The following is a 15,426-nucleotide window of genomic DNA, read 5'->3' on the forward strand; positions in this document are numbered from 1 at the left end:
GGTGCCCGCGCACCCTGGTCCCGGCCCCGGCGGTCGGGGCGGCACCGTGCTCCACGAAGGCAGGGCAGACATGAGCGCGCACCACGCACACCACGGCGACGACATCGACTGGGAGGGCATGGCCACGCACCTGGAACGCAAGGCGGAGGTGAACGCCCCCTACCTGCGCGCGGCGGCCGACTGGCTGCACGGCCTCCTCGGCGCCGACGGCCGTTCCGGCGCCGTGGACCGCGTCCTGGACGTGGGCAGCGGACCCGGCGCCGTCACGTGCCTGCTGGCGCGGCGCTTCCCCTCGGCCCGCGTGGTCGCGGTCGACCAGTCGGAGCCGCTGCTGGACCGCACGCGCTCCCGGGCCGAGGCGGAGGGGCTCGGCGGGCGGGTGGAGACCCTGCGGGCGGACCTGCCCGACGACCTGGGGGCGCTGGGGGCCGCGGACGTGATCTGGTCCAGCCAGGCCGTCCACCACCTCGGCGACCAGCAGGGGGCCCTGGACGGGCTCGCCGCGGCGCTGCGCCCCGGCGGGCTGCTCGCGATCGCCGAGACCGGCCTGCCGCCGCGCTTCCTGCCCCGCGACATCGGCATCGGCCGCCCCGGGCTCCAGGCCCGTCTGGACGTGCTGTGGGAGGAGTTCTTCGCGGACATGCGCGCGGGGCTGCCCGGGTCGACGGAGGTCGTGGAGGACTGGCCGGCCATGCTCGCACGGGCCGGTCTGGTCCCGTCGGGGACCAGGACGTTCCTCACCGAACACCAGGCGCCGTTGGACGGCCGGGTGCGGGAGTTCCTGCGGCTCCACCTGACCCACGTGCTCGGCGCGCTCGGCGAGGGGCTCGACGCCGGGGACCGCGCCACGCTGGAGCGCCTGGCGGACCCGGACGCGCCCGCCGGGGTGCTGTGGCGCCCGGACGCGTTCTACCTGTCGGCCACCACGGTGCACACCGCGCGCGCGTGCACCGCGCGCGGCTGACCCGGGCCCGAGGACGGTGGGCGGGGCGCCGCGGACCGGATCCTAGTTCCTCGCCTTCCAGTCGATGACGACCACGGGCTCGTCGCCGAGCACCCGCGCGTCGTGGCCGGGCGGGACGCACGCGATCTGGCCGGCCTCGAACGTGGTCTCGGCGCCGTCCTCCATCCGGCAGAGCAGCGAACCGGAGACGACGTAGCCGCAGTGGTCCAGCATGCACAGGCCGGTGCCCGCGAGCGGGCCGACGTGCTCGGTCCAGTGCCAGCCCGGTTCGAGGGTGAGCCGCATGACGTCCGTCCCGCCGACGTGCACGATGTCGACGCGGCTCAGTTCCATCTCCTCGCTCTCGGCCGGTGCGGCGAAGTCTCCCGTCTCGGCCCGCGTCGCGTGCTCCTCGTCGAAGGCCTGCACGGTGGCCTGGTGGACGATGCGGCCGTCCCTCAGGTCCAGCATCGTCATGCTCATGACCTGGCTGCCGTCGGGGTAGGAGCACCGCTCGGTGTAGGCGGCGTGGTCGCCCTCGACGACGCACTGGAGCACCTCGTGGGTCATGTCCCTGGCGAACAGCTCCCGCACGGTCGCTCCGATGGCCGCCCGGCCGTGCAGCACGGTCGGGGCGCTGGGCGGGGTGCGCCGGTCGAACATCTCCAGCTCCGCGTCGTCGGAGAACTGCGCGAGGAACGTGTCGGCGTCGCGCGTCTCCACGGCCCGCTTGAGCAGGTCGGCGTCGAAGGGGCGGGCGGTTTCGGCTGCGGCGGACATGATCCGCCTCCTTCCGGACGCGGGCGTGTGCGCTTCCACTCCCAGCGTGCGCCCGACGCCGGTACGGGTTCAGCCAAGGCCCGGTCATGTGACGGTCTGCGGCGGTCCGGCGAGTGAGAACGGCCGGGAAATGGTCCGGGGCCTTCCCTTTTTCGGCGGCGTTTCCGCGGTGCGGCGGATCGGTTTCGCCGCGGTCACGCGTTCCCGGGCGCGGTCGTGCGCCGCGGGATTTCCGCGTTCCGAGCCGGTCGTCCCACGGGTCGGAGTTCTCCCCGCCCGCGTGTCCGGATTCGGTCAAATCCCACCGTATAAGTGTGCGGGCTCGGACTTTCCAGACAGAAGGGGCGAACGGGGTCCGCGGATTCGGTACGTGCGGGTGGAGCCGGGGCACCGGTCGGGTACGGTGGTCGTCGTCGAGATGCGTTTCCCGTTCGGTTTTTCGCACATCTGCTGATCGCCGGGTGGGGTCCCGTGGCATTTCCTGTTCGTTCTGGCCAAGGGGCTTCGCCGGCCATTTCGGAAGGTACCTGGGCATGGGGACGAAACAGAAGTTCGACGGCCTGAGTGAAGACTATGACCGGTATAGGCCCCGATACCCGGAGGAATTCTTCAGGACCGTCGCGGCCGAGATCTCGGCCTTTCCCGAGATGACGGTCGTCGACGCGGGCGCGGGCACCGGAATCGCGCTGGAGGGGCTGCGCCCCGTCCTGGGGGAGTCCGCCCGCTACCTGGCCGTCGACGTGTCCGAGGACATGGTCGACCGCGGCCGGGAGAAGTTCCCCGACGTGCGGTGGACGGTCGGCGCGGCCGAACCGTTCATCGAGGGGCTCGACGCGCCCGTCCAGCTCGTCGTGGCCGCGCAGGCCTACCAGTGGATGGACCGGCCCCGGTTCGTCGCGGCCTGCGTACGGGCGCTGGCTCCGGGCGGCCTGCTCGCGGTCATGCAGAACAACCGCGACTACACCCTCAGCGCCTTCCTCGACGCCTACGAGACCCTGCTGGAACTGCACAGCCCCGGCTACACCCGCCGGTACCGCGACTTCGACATCGCCGGTGAACTCGCCTCGGGTTTCGACCCCACGGGCGGCCACGTCGGCGTCTCCGTCCTCACCTGGCGCAAACGCGTGGAGGTCGCCGACTTCGTGCGCATGGCCGCGTCCTCGACCCAGGTGCGGCGGGCGGTCGACCGCGAGGGCGCCGGGTTCCTCGACCGGGTGCGCGCACTGTGCGAGGCCCACGCACGGGACGGCCGCCTGGAGATCGCCTACCGTTCCGAGCTCTTCCTGGGCAACCGCGGCTAGTCCCCGGGGGACCGCGGGGACGGACGAATCCACAAGGAAGCGTCGATCCTGCACATCCGAGTCGAAGATCCATACAAGATCGCAGATGCGACCCTGATTGCCATGGAAGGGTCGCTGAAGCAAGTGCTACGTTGACCCCATGCCCACGTACCAGATCAGTGACGCCGCGGAGCTGCTCGGCGTCAGTGCCGACACAGTCCGGCGCATGGTCGACTCCGGTCGGCTGCCCGCCACGCGCGACGAGTCGGGCCGGCGGCTCCTCGACGGCGCCGCGCTCGCCCAGCACCTGCGCGCCGCCCCCGAGGACGACCCCGCCCGCGCTTTCTCCTCCGCGCGCAACCGCTTCCGGGGACTGGTCACCGGTGTCACCCGCGACGGCGTCATGGCCAGCGTGGAGATCCAGGCCGGACCCCACCGCGTGGTCTCCCTGATGAGCCGTGAGGCCGCCGACGAGCTCGGTCTCCAGGTCGGCGGCCTGGCCACGGCGATCGTCAAGTCCACCAACGTCGTCGTCGAGACCGGCGGAGGCCGCCATGCCTGAGACCCCCGTCCCCCGACGCCCCCGCGCCGCGGCCCTCCGCTGGGGCGCGCCCCTCATGGCCGGAACCCTCGCCCTGACGGCCTGCTCCCCGGCCGGGGACACCGGCCAGGCCGCTTCGGGCGCCGACGCGCAAGGCGCGGTCTCCGGCACCCTCACCGTCCTGGCCGCGGCCTCCCTCACCGACGTCTTCACCGACCTCGCCGAGGAGTTCGAGGCCCGCAACCCCGGCGTCGACGTCGAGCTGAGCTTCGCGGGCAGCAGCGCCCTGGCCACCCAGATCAACTCCGGCGCCCCCGCCGACGTCTTCGCCGCCGCCAACACCGACACCATGGCCCTGGTCGTCGACGGATCGGGGCTGGACGCCGCCTGGGCCGCCGACCACACCGGGGACGGCGCGGTCTTCGCCACCAACACGCTGCGCATCGCCGTGCCCCCGGGCAACCCCGCGGGGGTCGAGGACCTGGCCGACCTCGCCGACGTGGCCACCGCCCTGTGCGCGCCGGAGGTCCCGTGCGGCGCGGCCACCGCCGCCGTCACCGACGCGGCGGGCGTCGAGATCGCGGCGGTCACCCTGGAGGAGGACGTCCGCGCCGTCCTGACCAAGGTCGAACTCGGCGAGGTGGACGCCGGGCTGGTCTACGCCACGGACGTCGCCGCGGCCGGGGACGGCGTCGAGGGCGTCGACTTCCCCGAGTCCGCCTCCGCGGTCAACGAGTACCCCATCGGCGTCCTGGCCGACGCCCCCGAACCCGAGCTGGCCGCCGCCTGGGTCGACCTCGTCCTGTCCGGCACCGGCGCCGACGTGCTCACCGCCGCCGGTTTCGGAGCGCCGTGACCACCCCCACCCCCACCCGCGGGCGCGCGCTGCGCGCCCGCTCGGGGCGTCCGCCCTGGATCCTCGTCGTCCCCGCCCTGATCGGCGTCGCCTTCCTGGTCCTGCCCCTGGCCGGTCTGCTGGTCCGCGCCCCCTGGGCGACCATGGGAGCACGGATCGGCGACCCCGCGGTGCTGTCCGCGCTGTGGCTGTCCCTGTCCACCGCGACCGCCGCCACGGCCGTGTGCCTCGTTCTGGGCGTGCCCCTGGCCTGGCTGCTGGCCCGCACCGAGTTCCCCGGACGGCGCCTGGTCCGCGCCCTGATCACCGTCCCCCTGGTCATCCCGCCGGTGGTCGGCGGTGTGGCGCTGCTCCTGGTCCTGGGACGCAACGGGCTGGTCGGCCGCCACCTCGACGCCTGGTTCGGACTGACGCTGCCGTTCACCACGGCCGCCGTCGTGATCGCCCAGGTGTTCGTGGCGATGCCGTTCCTCGTCGTGACCGTGGAGGGCGCGCTGCGAGGGGCGGACCGCCGCTTCGAGGAGGCCGCCGCCACCCTGGGGGCCAGCCGCACCACCGTCTTCGCCCGCGTCACCCTGCCCATGGTCCTGCCGGGCGTCGGGGCGGGCGCGGCCCTGTGCTGGGCCCGCGCCCTGGGCGAGTTCGGCGCCACCATCACCTTCGCCGGGAACTTCCCCGGCACCACCCAGACCATGCCCCTGGCCGTGTACATGGCCATGCAGCGCGACCCGGAGGCCGCCGTCGTGCTCAGCCTGGTCCTGCTGTTCGTCTCCCTGGCCGTCCTGGCCGGGCTGCGGGGGAGGTGGACATGACCGCGACCGACGACCGGCACGACGCGTCCGCCGGGCCCGGAGCCGACGGCCCCGCGCTCGACGCCCGCCTGCGCCTCACCCTGGGGGCCTTCGTCCTCGACGTCTCCCTGGAAGTCGCCCAGGGGGAGGTCCTGGCCCTACTCGGCCCCAACGGCGCGGGCAAGTCCTCGGCCCTGCGCGCCCTGGCCGGGCTGCTTCCGCTCGCCGACGGGCACGTGCGGATCGGCGGCCGGGACGAGACCACCACACCGGTCGAACGCCGTCCCATCGGCATGGTCTTCCAGGACTACCTGCTCTTCCGCCACATGAGCGCCCTGGACAACGTCGCCTTCGGTCCGCGCTGCCAGGGCCTGTCCACGTCGGCGGCGCGCGCACGGGCGGCCGAGCTGCTGTCGGGCATGGACCTGGCCGCCCACGCGCGCTCCCGGCCTGGCCAGCTGTCGGGAGGCCAGGCCCAGAGGGTCGCGCTGGCCCGGGCGCTCGCGGTGCGCCCCCGGCTGCTGCTCCTGGACGAGCCGATGGCGGCCCTGGACGCCAGCACCCGCGTCGACGTGCGTGCGCGCCTTCGCCACCTGCTGGAGGGGTACGACGGCGCGGCGGTCCTGGTCACCCACGACCCGCTGGACGCGATGGTGCTGGCCGACCGCGTCGCCGTGGTCGAGTCGGGCCGGATCGCGCAACACGGGACCCCCTCCGAGGTCGCCCGACGGCCCCGCACCCCGTACGTGGCCCGCCTGGTCGGGCTCAACTTGTTCCGGGGCTCCGCCAGGGGGACCGAGGTGGCCGTGGAACCGGCGGGCACGGAGGAGTCCACGGTGGTCCACGTACACGAGCCGCACACCGGCGAGGTCATGGTGGCCTTCCCGCCGAGGTCCGTCGCCCTGTACGCCGAGCGGCCGCACGGCAGTCCCCGCAACCTGTGGCGGCTCACCGTGGACGGCGTCGAGCGGTTCGGGGACCAGGTCCGGGTCCGTCTGACGGGGCCGATGCCGCTGGCGGCCGACATCAGCCCGGCCGCCCTGGCCGAGCTGGGACTGGTCCGCGGCGCGGTCGTGTGGGCCGCCGTCAAGGCCGCCGAGGTGGAGTGCTATCCGGGCTGACCGCCGGGGCCGCTCACCGGCGGGGGCGCGGCGACGGAGGCCGCGACCAGGGCATACGTCCGGTGGGGGAATGCCCGAATCCGTCCGAGGAAAACCTGCGGACCCTGGATATCCGACCCCGACCCGGGGGAGACTGAAAGCACCCGGTGATGACAGTCCTTCCCCCGGCGGCTGAGGAGGGTGCTATGTCGTTGAGAGAGCATGAGCGAAGAATCCTCGCGGAGATCGAACGGCAGCTCAGCGAGGAGGCTCCGGATCTGGCCGGACGCCTGTCGGCGTTCGGGTCGGACGATCCCGACGCCCCGCTCGACCCCAGCCTGAGCGGGTGGCGGCCGTGGGTGGCGTGCGCCGTGATCGCGGCGGTCACCGCCGGGTTGTTGGTGCTGCTCTTCGTCCTCACCCCGAGCGCGCCGCCGCCCTCACCGCCCGAACCCGCCGAGACGACCGGGACGAGCGAGCCCGCCGACACGCCGGTGGCTCCCGCCCCGGTCGGGATGGACCCGGCCGGGACGATGCCGTGAGCCACGGCGCGCCGGAGGCTCCGGTCAGAGAGCGTTGGTGAACCGCGCGGCGATCGGACCGGCCACGGACCCGCCGCCACCGCCGCCTTCGACCACCAGGGCGAAGGCGACGTCGCCCTTGTATCCGACCATCCACGCGTGGGTGGGCAGCTCCTCGTCCTCGCCCTCCGCCGTGCCGAACTCGGCGCTGCCGGTCTTGCCGTACACCTCGCCCTGGAATCCGGCCTCGCTGGCCGTGCCGTCGGTGACGACCGCGCGCATCATCGGTCGGATCGCCTCGGCGTTGGGGATCGGGGTCGGTTCGGGCAGGTCGTCGCGGACGGGATCGGCCACCAGCACCGGGTGGCGCCAGGAGCCGTCGGCGATCGCGGCCGGGACGGTGGCCATGTGCAGCGGCGAGGACACGACCTGGCCCTGCCCGATGCTCTGCGCCCCCAGCATGACGGCGCCGTCCGGGGTCGGGAAGCTGGGTTCGAGGGTGGGCACCCCGACGTCCATCGGCGCGTTCATGCCGAACTGCTCCGCGCTGGCCGTCAGCGCGTCCGGTGAGGAACGCTCGATGATCTCGGCCACCAGGGCCGTGTTGCAGGAGGTGGCGAACGCCTCGGTCATCGTCTGCTCGCCGTAGCCGGCGCCGCCCGCGTTCACGAAGTTCCAGCCGCCCGGGTTGTACTCCTCCGGGCACTGCATCGCCGCGTCGCCGGTCAGACCGGCGTCGAGCAGCGCGCTGTAGGAGATGATCTTGAACGAGGAGCCGGGCGGGTACTGGCCCTGGAAGGCCCGGTTGAAGCCGCCCGGGACGTTCACCGCCGCCAGGATCTCGCCGGTCGAGGGACGCACGGCGACCATGCCGGCGGGGTCGTCCGCGGTGAGGATCGCGGTGGCCGCCGCGTCCTGCACGGCCAGGTCGATGCTCGTGGTGACGTCCTGGCCGTCGCTGCCGTCCAGGGTCGCGAGCGTGTTCTCCTCGGTGGCCTCCAGCGCGTCGGGATCCTCCGCCGCGGCCGCGTCGACCCGCAGGACGCTCGTGGCCGCCTCACCGGCCAGCCGCTCCTCGTACGTCTGCTGGAGCCCCGAGACGCCGATGGTGTCGCCGACGCGGTACGCCGGGCCGAGCCGCTCGACGTCCTCCTCGGTGGCCTCGCCCAGGGAGCCGACGAGCATCTGGAGCGAACCGGTCGCGTCGTCGAGCTGGGTGCCGTCGGCGGCCAGGACATGCCCCCGCTCGCCCCAGACCGCCGTGCGGGCCAGGACCTGCCCCTCCCCGAGTTCGGGGTGGGCGACCTCGGGGGCGAACGCGATCCGCCACTCGCCGTCCTCGCGCAGGAGGGGGAGCTCGCCCTCCCAACCCCAGTCGCTGGCGTTGGCCAGGCCGACGGTGACCTCGTAGGGCGCGGTGCCGCCGCCTCCGTCGACGGTGGGGGCGCCGACCTCGACGGAGACCGACTCCAGGCCGAGTCCCTCGTCGACCGCGGTCATCACGGCGGCGGCGTCGCCCCCGGTGGTGACGGCGGCCAGGCGTTCGTAGTCGCGCTCCTCCCAGGCGGTGGAGTACTCGGCGAGCGCCTCCTCCGGCCGGGGGCGGGTCAGCACGAACCAGGACACGCCGCCGCCGACCAGTGCCAGCACGACCACCGCGGCGACCACGCCGATGACCAGGCCGCGACGGGAGCGGCGCTTCGGCGGCTCGGGGGAGGCGGGATCGCCGGGACCGTAGGGCCCCTGGGGCCCCTGGGGGCCGTCCGGGCCGCCCGCACCGCTGTAGAGGTACTCGAATCCGCCGGCGCCCGGACCGCCCGCGGCCGACCCGGGCAGGTCCGGACGCCGGGGGCCGTCCGGACCGTCGGGGTGCTCGGGCCGGTCCCAGCCTTCGGAGTGCGCGGACGACGGGACCGGGTAGGGCGTGTCGCCCTGGTGCGCGGGATGGTCCTGACCCGAGGCGACGTCCGGGTGGAACGGCTCCGCGCGGTGGTCCCGGGCGTCGTCCTCGGGGACGCCCGTGTACGGCTGGGGAACCGGAGTGCCCCAGGCGTCGTGGGGACCGTCGGGGATCTGGGGTGCCCCGGAGGCTTGGGCGGTCTCGGGAACGTGGGGAGCCTCGGGGAGCTGGGAGGCGGGCGGGGTCTCGGGGGGAGCAACGGGTCCGGCGGGGCCGGGCGGCCCTGGCGCGGGTCCGCGGGGTTCCTCCGACCGACTCGGGATGCGGTAGGGGTTCCCGGGCCGGGGGCCCTGGGATCGCGCGCCGGCCGCGTCGTCGGGCGGTCCGGAGGAATCCGGCTGCCTGTGGGACCAGTCATCCACGCCTGATCGTCCTTCGCTACGTCGTCAGCTTCTCGGACCTGAGGGACCGAACTTGCGGTCGGAGACCCGACTGGCCGCCGGGAACACCCACCACGTCCTACAGGATCCTAGGACCCCGGTACCGCGGGAGAAGTTCCGGTCCGTGCGCGGACGACGCTCCCCGGGTGGGGCGGTGTCGCGGGAAGAGGAGGGGGAGGAGGTCCCCGCCGAGTCGGGTCGACGACCCGTACAAACCGCGCGCCCCGCCCCCACCGGGGTGGGAGCGGGGCACTGATGCGTAATGGCCGGTATGGCGGTCGCCTCTCGGCGCGGGGCACAACGGGGCTCCTGGCCGTACGGTCACCCACCCGGAGGGCGGGGCCGTACGCGGTATTCCGCGAAGGCAATAGTTGAGGCCCGGGGGACACTTGCTACCACACCGACCAACAGTGACTCTAACCGTTCCTGGGGGAGTTAGCCATGTTGGCAACATCACCGTGTCGCGGACCGGGGGTCCGTTGCCCCGCGAACGGTCCTCGGGGGCACGGGGCCGGATCCCTGTTCGGCGCGACCGCGTCCGCTGAGCGGTGCGCGCCGTCCTCCCGGATCCGGGAGGACGGCGCCGACCGCGGCCCTCCGCCCGGGGATCTCCCCGGTCACGCCCAGCCGCACCGCGGCGATGGCGGCCCGGCCCTGGGACCGCGATCGGCGCAACGGGCGATCCCACGGTGGGAACCGGTGAGCAGGGGGAAAGGAGGGGCCGGTCCCGCAGAGGGGCGCGGGACCGGCCGGGGCGCTCGCGCGCGGAGCCGGAGCGTGTGCCGCGGACACGTGCCCAACCGCGCGGCGGGCGGCGTCCACGGCGGACGGCCTACTCCTGGCGCGCGATGCTGGTCTGTTCCTCGCGGGAGAGCAGTTTGAGGCGCTTGCGGCCGCGCTCTGCGCCCAGCTCCTCCTCGCGGGCCTCGATCCGCTGCCACCCCTCCCAGGTGGTGTAGCGCACGCCGCGCTCCTCCAGCAGGGCCCGGAAGGCGACCGGGTCGGGTTCTCCGGCCGGGGTGAGGGACGCGCGGTCGGCCACGAGGTTGGTGACGGTCTCCAGCGCGTCGCCCTTGGTGTGGCCGATCAGGCCGACGGGGCCGCGCTTGATCCAGCCGGTGGCGTACACGCCCTCGATCGGCTGCTCGTCCAGGTCCAGGACGCGGCCCTCGGCGTTGGGGACGACACCGCGGTCCTCGTCGAAGGGCAGGTCGGTCAGGGGCGAGCCCAGGTAGCCGATGGCCCGGTAGACCGCCTGGACCTCGTGCTCGACGTACTCGCCCGTGCCCGTGACGTTGCCGTCGCCGGTCAGCTCCATGCGCTCGGTGCGCAGGCCGGTGACGCGGTCCTCGCCGAGGATCTCCACCGGGCGGTGCAGGAAGTGCAGGTGCAGACGGCGCTCGGAGCCCTTGGGGTCGCGGATCGCCCAGTTCTGGAGGACCTTGACGTTCGTCTTGACCTGGTTGGACTCCTCGCACGCCTGGAGGCTGCCCTCGTCCATGTCGAAGTCCTCGGCGTAGACGATGACCTCGACGCCGGGCTGCTTGTCCAGTTCGCGCAGCTCCATCGGGGTGGCCTTGCACTGGGCGATGCCGCGGCGCGCGAAGACGTGGACGTCGGTGACCTGCTTGGCGCGCAGACCCTCGTAGACGTTGTCGGTGATGTCGGTGTCGAGGAGGTCGTCGGCGCTCTTGGCCAGGATCCGGGCGACGTCGACGGCGACGTTGCCCGCGCCGATCACGGCCACGCTGGTGCCCTCGACGTGCCAGGAGGGGGAGACGTCGGGGTGGGAGTCGTACCAGAAGACGAAGTCCGCCGCGCCGTGGCTGCCGGGCAGGTCCACGCCGGGGACGTCCAACGGCCGGTCGCGGTCGCTGCCGGTCGCGAAGATGACGGCGTCGTAGTGGTGGCGCAGGTCCTCGAGCTTGAGGTCGACGCCGTACTCGACGTTTCCGTAGAAGGTGATCTCGGGCTTGTCCAGGATCTTGTGCAGCGCGCCCTGGATCTGCTTGATCCGGGGGTGGTCCGGGGCGACGCCGTAACGGACCAGCCCGTAGGGGGAGGGCAGCTTGTCGAGGATGTCGATGCTGACGGACGTGCCGCACGCGGACAGGGTCTCGTCCTTGGTGAGCAGGTCCGCGGCGTAGATGCCCGCGGGCCCCGCACCCACGATTCCCACTCGCAGTGGTCGCGTCATCGCACAGCTCCAAGTCTTCGCGCCAAGGTCGGACGCCATTGGTTAGGCTTACCTAATCTAACCGGTGGTGGCACCGGGAAAACCTACTATAAAGGTAGGCAATTGCGCTCACCGCCCCGAGGGGGCGCTGGGCGCGCGGGCGGGGCCGCGTGTGCGACATCCCAGGCCGGGGCCGGGTCCGCGGCCCCTTCGGCGTGCCCCGCAGGGGGGCCTCACCGGGGGTCAACGCCCGGTCAAGGGCGGATCAGCCCACGGTGGAGTGTGGGGAAAGTCACCGTCCGACACCGGGGTGCCGGGTCGGACCGCGGGGGCCGGGGTCAGCTCCTCCGGGGCAGTTCGGCCTTGACCGACGCGGCGAACCGGGGCACCTGCTCCTGGCCGGACAGCTTGGCGATCGCGGCCATGATGGCGTCCGTGGCCGCGCGGCGCGACCCGGCCCTGTGCGCCTGGCCCTCCCACGCGGACAGGTCCACGGGCTCCCCGAAGCGCACCCCGACGCGGTTGAACGAGGGGATCCGCCGCCCGCCGGGCAGGATGCGCTCCGTCCCGGCCAGCGCCACCGGCACCACGGGGGCGCCCGTGGTCAGCGCGAGCCAGGCCAGTCCGGTCTGTCCCCGGTAGAGGCGACCGTCGGGGGAGCGCGTTCCCTCGGGGAAGATCCCGAAGACCTCGCCGCCGCGCAGCACGTCCAGACTGTTGTCCATGGCCTCCTGGGCGCTCTGTCCAGGGCGGCGGTCGACCGAGAGCTGTCCGATGGCGCGCAGCGCGCGGGCGAGGGCCCGCTTGGGCAGCGTCCCCTCGTCGAAGAGCTCCTGCTTGGCGATGAACCGCACCGGCCGCGGACAGGCCACCCCGATGAAGAGCGGGTCGATCAGGGCGAGGTGGTTGGCGGCCAGGATCACCGGTCCCCGCGCGGGGACGTGGTGGACGCCCTCCACGCGCTGCGGCCAGACCAGGCGTGTCGCGGGCGCGATGACCACCTTGGCGGCTCCGTACAGTGACACGATGGGGTCGCCCCTTCTCCATGGTTGCCGGGTGGTGCGGGGAGAGGAGCCGAAGGCGCCGCGGTCCACCGCCGTGTTGCCCCAGAGCCTATCGGGGTCCGGAGGCGGGCGGTGTGTCCCGAGCCAGCACCTTCGCTCCGGCTTTTTCCTTGTTCGTCCCTCTGCCGTGACGTGCGCCACACGCGCTAGGCTCTTGGTCTAGACCTCTGGCGAGGGCCCGGAGGTCGCGCCGACGCTGAGCGAGGAAGACAGCCATGCGGAAACTGGTCGACGTCAGCCATCAGATCACCGACGGGATGACCACCTGTCGTGGCCTGCCGGAGCCGGTCGTGGAGGAGGGGAGCGCGTCCTGGGGCGCCGAGGCCGGCCACGAGACCAGCAGCGGCCGGGTCACGATGGTCGGCGCCACGGGGACCTACGTGGAGATGCCCTCCCACCGGTACCAGGACGGAGCCGACCTGGCCGACCTGGACCTGGAGCGCGTCGCCGACCTGCCGGGCGTGGTCGTCGCCCCGGCGGCCGCCCGCGCGATCGGCCCGGACGCCTTCTCCGGCGTCGACGTGCGCGGCAGGGCGGTGCTCGTGCGCACCGGCTGGGACCGGCACTGGCGCACCGACGCCTACGCGGGGTCCGACCACCCGCACCTGACCGAGGACGCCGCCAAGGTCCTCGTCGACGGCGGCGCCGCCCTGGTCGGGATCGACGGGCTCGGCGTCGACGACACCTCGCCCGCCGCCGAGGGCGCCCGGCCCGCGCTCGCCGTCCTGCTGGCCGCGGGCATCCCGGTCGTGTCCCACCTGTGCCTTCTCGACCAGCTGCCCGAGGAGGGGTTCGCCTTCCACGCCGTGCCCGCCAAGGTGCGCGGGATGGCGGCCTTCCCGGTGCGCGCCTTCGCCGTGCTCCACTGACCACAGCCCGGCCGGCTCGCGGAGCGGCCCCGGACGCCGGCCTCTCCCCGGGAACGGGGACCCCTCAGAGGTCGGCGTCCACGTCCTTCTGGGCGCGCCGCCTCTCCCTCAGGGCGCGCCGCTCGGCCTCCTGCTGGGCCGCGCGCTCGTCCTGGGCGACCGCGTTGGTCATCGAGTTGGACAGCGCCCGCAGCTCCATGTTGATCCGCGGGTAGGCGGGCAGCCTCGGCAGCGCGCCCAGCCGCGGTGTGCGCCGCTCGTCCATCGACGCGACCAGCTCCTTGAAGGCCAGGTCCACCCGTTGCAGCGTGATGATGCCCACCGGCGTGGGGTGCTCCAGGGCCAGGGCGGACAGCGCCAGGTACCCGGTGCGCTGCGTGGCCACCACCACCGGCCACAGGGGGCGGGTGGAGGCGGCGCGCGGTACGTCGCCGATCGCGCTCTCGTAGACGCCGCGCAGGTTGACCAGGGTGGCGCGCATGTCGCGGCGCAGCTGGTAGCGGCGTTCCGGGCCGAGCGGAAGGTCCTGGTCGAGCACCGCGACCACGCACTGGCGGGCGGTGTCCAGGACGCCGCTGATCGCCTGCGGCAGGCGGGTCGCCGACGCGCCCCGCCACAGCAGCAGCGCCCCGGCCAGTCCGAACACCGAGCCGATCACGGTGTCGATGATGCGCGACTCCGCCAGCGCCGTGATCGGGTGCGGCGAGGCCGTGTAGGACAGCAGCAGGGCCATCGGGGTGAGCGCCACCGAGGCGTAGAAGAAGCTGCGCCCCACGACCAGCTGCGTCAGTCCCTGGAATGCTCCGGCCAGGACCACGACCACGGGGAGCGGCAGGTCGAGCGTGAGCAGGAACGCGCCGACGACCACGCCGACCAGGGTGCCCAGCGAGCGTTGCAGCGACCGGTTGGTGGTCAGGACGACGTTGCCGCCCTGGAGGACGGCGGTCGCGGTGATCGCCACCCAGTAGTAGTGGTCCAGGCCGATCCACAGACCGAACGCGCCGCCCAGGGTCACCGTGATCCACATGCGCAGCGCGGTCGGCCGGATCAGGGACTCCGCGCTCAGGCTGGAGCGCAGCGCGCCCCACAGCGCCGGGTAGCGCTGGTCGTCCAGGACGCGGGCGCGCTCGTCCTCCTCGTCGGGGCCGGACCGGTGCGCGGACTGGGCCGTCCTGGCCAGCAGCCCGTACAGCCGGGCCTCCAGGGAGCGGGGACGCATGCCGCGCCGCAGCTCGTCCAGCGCGGCGGGGTCGGGCGACAGGTCCGCGTCGGCGACCGCGGGCACCAGTCGGTCGGCGAACGCGGCGGCGCCCTCCGGCAGGGGCGCGGTCCGCGCCATGGACACCTGGGTGGCGGCCAGGTGGATGTCGGACACCCAGCGCAGGAGCGAGCGCAACCGGGCCGCTTCCGGGGTGGCGCGGTAGCCGCGCGTCTGCGCCAGCAGGACGATCCGCCAGGCCTCGGCGACCGCCACCGACGCACGGTGCTGGGCGTGGTCCAGTTCGGGGGTCCCGACCGCGCGCAGCAGGGCGGCGAGCTGCCGGTAGGCCTCCGCGACCGCTCGGTACTCGGGGTGCCGGGCTCGGACGGGCGCGCCCGACATCGACACCGCCCAGCCGATCGCCGCGCCCATCGCGGCCACACCCGCGTGCAGCGGCACGTCGGACAGCCCGCCTGGGGCGATGGTGGAGATCGCGCACACCAGGACGAAGAAGAGCGCACCGGGCTTGTCCACCCGCCAGGCGGCGCAGACCCAGGTGGCGAGCCCGGCGATGAGCCCGATCACCGCGACCGACGCCCACACCGAGAGCGCCGAGGCCAGCGAACCCAGGGCCACGCTGGCGACGAACCCCAGCCCGACCAGGGCAAGGGCGGCCGACCGGTAGACGTAGGGGGTCTTCTTCTCGTAGAGCACCGTCATGGAGCCCAGGGCCGCCAGGGTGCCGATCTCGGGGCCGAGCAGCCACGCGGCCAGCCCGAAGGACGTGGCCATCGCGACCGCCGCCTGCACGGCGGTGGTCCACGCCCAGGCGCCCGGCTCCAGGCCGAACACCGCCTTGAGGTCGACCCTGGGCCTGGGCCGCTCCGCCACGCGGGCGCGCTCAGGTCCCTGACCGGGTGGCCCGCCCAGGTGCATCGGGCCGGTTTCGCCGGTCGTTCCCAGA

General features: G+C 73.7%; 13 protein-coding genes. 8 read left to right on the forward strand and 5 right to left on the reverse strand.

The features are described from left to right. Positions 1-70 precede the first annotated feature (70 nt). Positions 71-964, forward strand: a complete 894-nt coding sequence (locus ACIBFB_RS08880; RefSeq protein WP_397227901.1) for a class I SAM-dependent methyltransferase — start codon at positions 71-73, stop codon at positions 962-964. Positions 965-1,006: 42 nt separating this feature from the next. Here the strand turns inward: ACIBFB_RS08880 and ACIBFB_RS08885 are convergent, their stop codons facing one another. After that, positions 1,007-1,723 (reverse strand): nuclear transport factor 2 family protein, encoded by a 717-nt coding sequence (locus tag ACIBFB_RS08885; protein ID WP_397227903.1) that lies wholly within the window; start codon positions 1,721-1,723, stop codon positions 1,007-1,009. A gap of 533 nt (positions 1,724-2,256) precedes the next feature. Here ACIBFB_RS08885 and ACIBFB_RS08890 point away from each other — a divergent pair. From ACIBFB_RS08890 to ACIBFB_RS08915, 6 genes are all read left to right on the forward strand, one after another. Further along, positions 2,257-3,024 carry a class I SAM-dependent methyltransferase gene (locus tag ACIBFB_RS08890; protein WP_397227905.1) on the forward strand — a complete coding sequence of 256 codons (768 nt, stop codon included), beginning with the start codon at positions 2,257-2,259 and terminating at the stop codon, positions 3,022-3,024. 139 nt (positions 3,025-3,163) lie between these two features. After that, the gene (locus ACIBFB_RS08895; protein ID WP_397227907.1) at positions 3,164-3,565 is read left to right on the forward strand and encodes a molybdopterin-binding protein; all 402 of its coding nucleotides are present in this window, start codon (positions 3,164-3,166) and stop codon (positions 3,563-3,565) included. Then, positions 3,558-4,400 (forward strand): molybdate ABC transporter substrate-binding protein, encoded by an 843-nt coding sequence (modA, locus tag ACIBFB_RS08900; protein WP_397227909.1) that lies wholly within the window; start codon positions 3,558-3,560, stop codon positions 4,398-4,400. Before ACIBFB_RS08895 ends, modA begins: the two co-directional genes overlap by 8 nt. Continuing rightward, on the forward strand, positions 4,397-5,212 hold the full coding sequence (locus ACIBFB_RS08905) for an ABC transporter permease (protein WP_397227911.1): 816 nt from the start codon (positions 4,397-4,399) through the stop codon (positions 5,210-5,212). The genes modA and ACIBFB_RS08905 overlap by 4 nt, the downstream gene beginning before the upstream one ends. Beyond that, complete coding sequence (locus ACIBFB_RS08910) at positions 5,209-6,312, forward strand: ABC transporter ATP-binding protein (RefSeq protein WP_397227913.1); 1,104 nt, start codon at positions 5,209-5,211, stop codon at positions 6,310-6,312. The genes ACIBFB_RS08905 and ACIBFB_RS08910 overlap by 4 nt, the downstream gene beginning before the upstream one ends. 185 nt (positions 6,313-6,497) lie before the next feature. Further along, positions 6,498-6,833, forward strand: a complete 336-nt coding sequence (locus tag ACIBFB_RS08915) for a DUF3040 domain-containing protein (RefSeq protein ID WP_397227915.1) — start codon at positions 6,498-6,500, stop codon at positions 6,831-6,833. 24 nt (positions 6,834-6,857) lie between these two features. Here ACIBFB_RS08915 and ACIBFB_RS08920 read toward each other — a convergent pair whose 3' ends face one another. From ACIBFB_RS08920 to ACIBFB_RS08930, 3 genes are all read right to left on the reverse strand, one after another. Next, positions 6,858-9,134 carry a penicillin-binding transpeptidase domain-containing protein gene (locus ACIBFB_RS08920; RefSeq protein WP_397227917.1) on the reverse strand — a complete coding sequence of 759 codons (2,277 nt, stop codon included), beginning with the start codon at positions 9,132-9,134 and terminating at the stop codon, positions 6,858-6,860. Positions 9,135-9,984: 850 nt separating this feature from the next. Next, positions 9,985-11,331, reverse strand: coding sequence for an FAD-dependent oxidoreductase (locus ACIBFB_RS08925; protein WP_397228433.1), 1,347 nt, complete (start codon positions 11,329-11,331; stop codon positions 9,985-9,987). Positions 11,332-11,666: 335 nt separating this feature from the next. Continuing rightward, the gene (locus tag ACIBFB_RS08930; protein ID WP_397227919.1) at positions 11,667-12,353 is read right to left on the reverse strand and encodes a lysophospholipid acyltransferase family protein; all 687 of its coding nucleotides are present in this window, start codon (positions 12,351-12,353) and stop codon (positions 11,667-11,669) included. A 254-nt stretch (positions 12,354-12,607) separates the two neighbouring features. Between ACIBFB_RS08930 and ACIBFB_RS08935 the strand changes: the two genes are divergently transcribed. Next, positions 12,608-13,261, forward strand: coding sequence for a cyclase family protein (locus ACIBFB_RS08935; protein WP_397227921.1), 654 nt, complete (start codon positions 12,608-12,610; stop codon positions 13,259-13,261). A 64-nt stretch (positions 13,262-13,325) separates the two neighbouring features. Here the strand turns inward: ACIBFB_RS08935 and ACIBFB_RS08940 are convergent, their stop codons facing one another. Further along, positions 13,326-15,398 carry an FUSC family protein gene (locus tag ACIBFB_RS08940; RefSeq protein WP_397228435.1) on the reverse strand — a complete coding sequence of 691 codons (2,073 nt, stop codon included), beginning with the start codon at positions 15,396-15,398 and terminating at the stop codon, positions 13,326-13,328. Between the last annotated feature and the right edge of the window lie 28 nt (positions 15,399-15,426).

This window comes from Nocardiopsis sp. NPDC050513 (assembly GCF_044457925.1).
Lineage (GTDB): Bacteria > Actinomycetota > Actinomycetes > Streptosporangiales > Streptosporangiaceae > Nocardiopsis.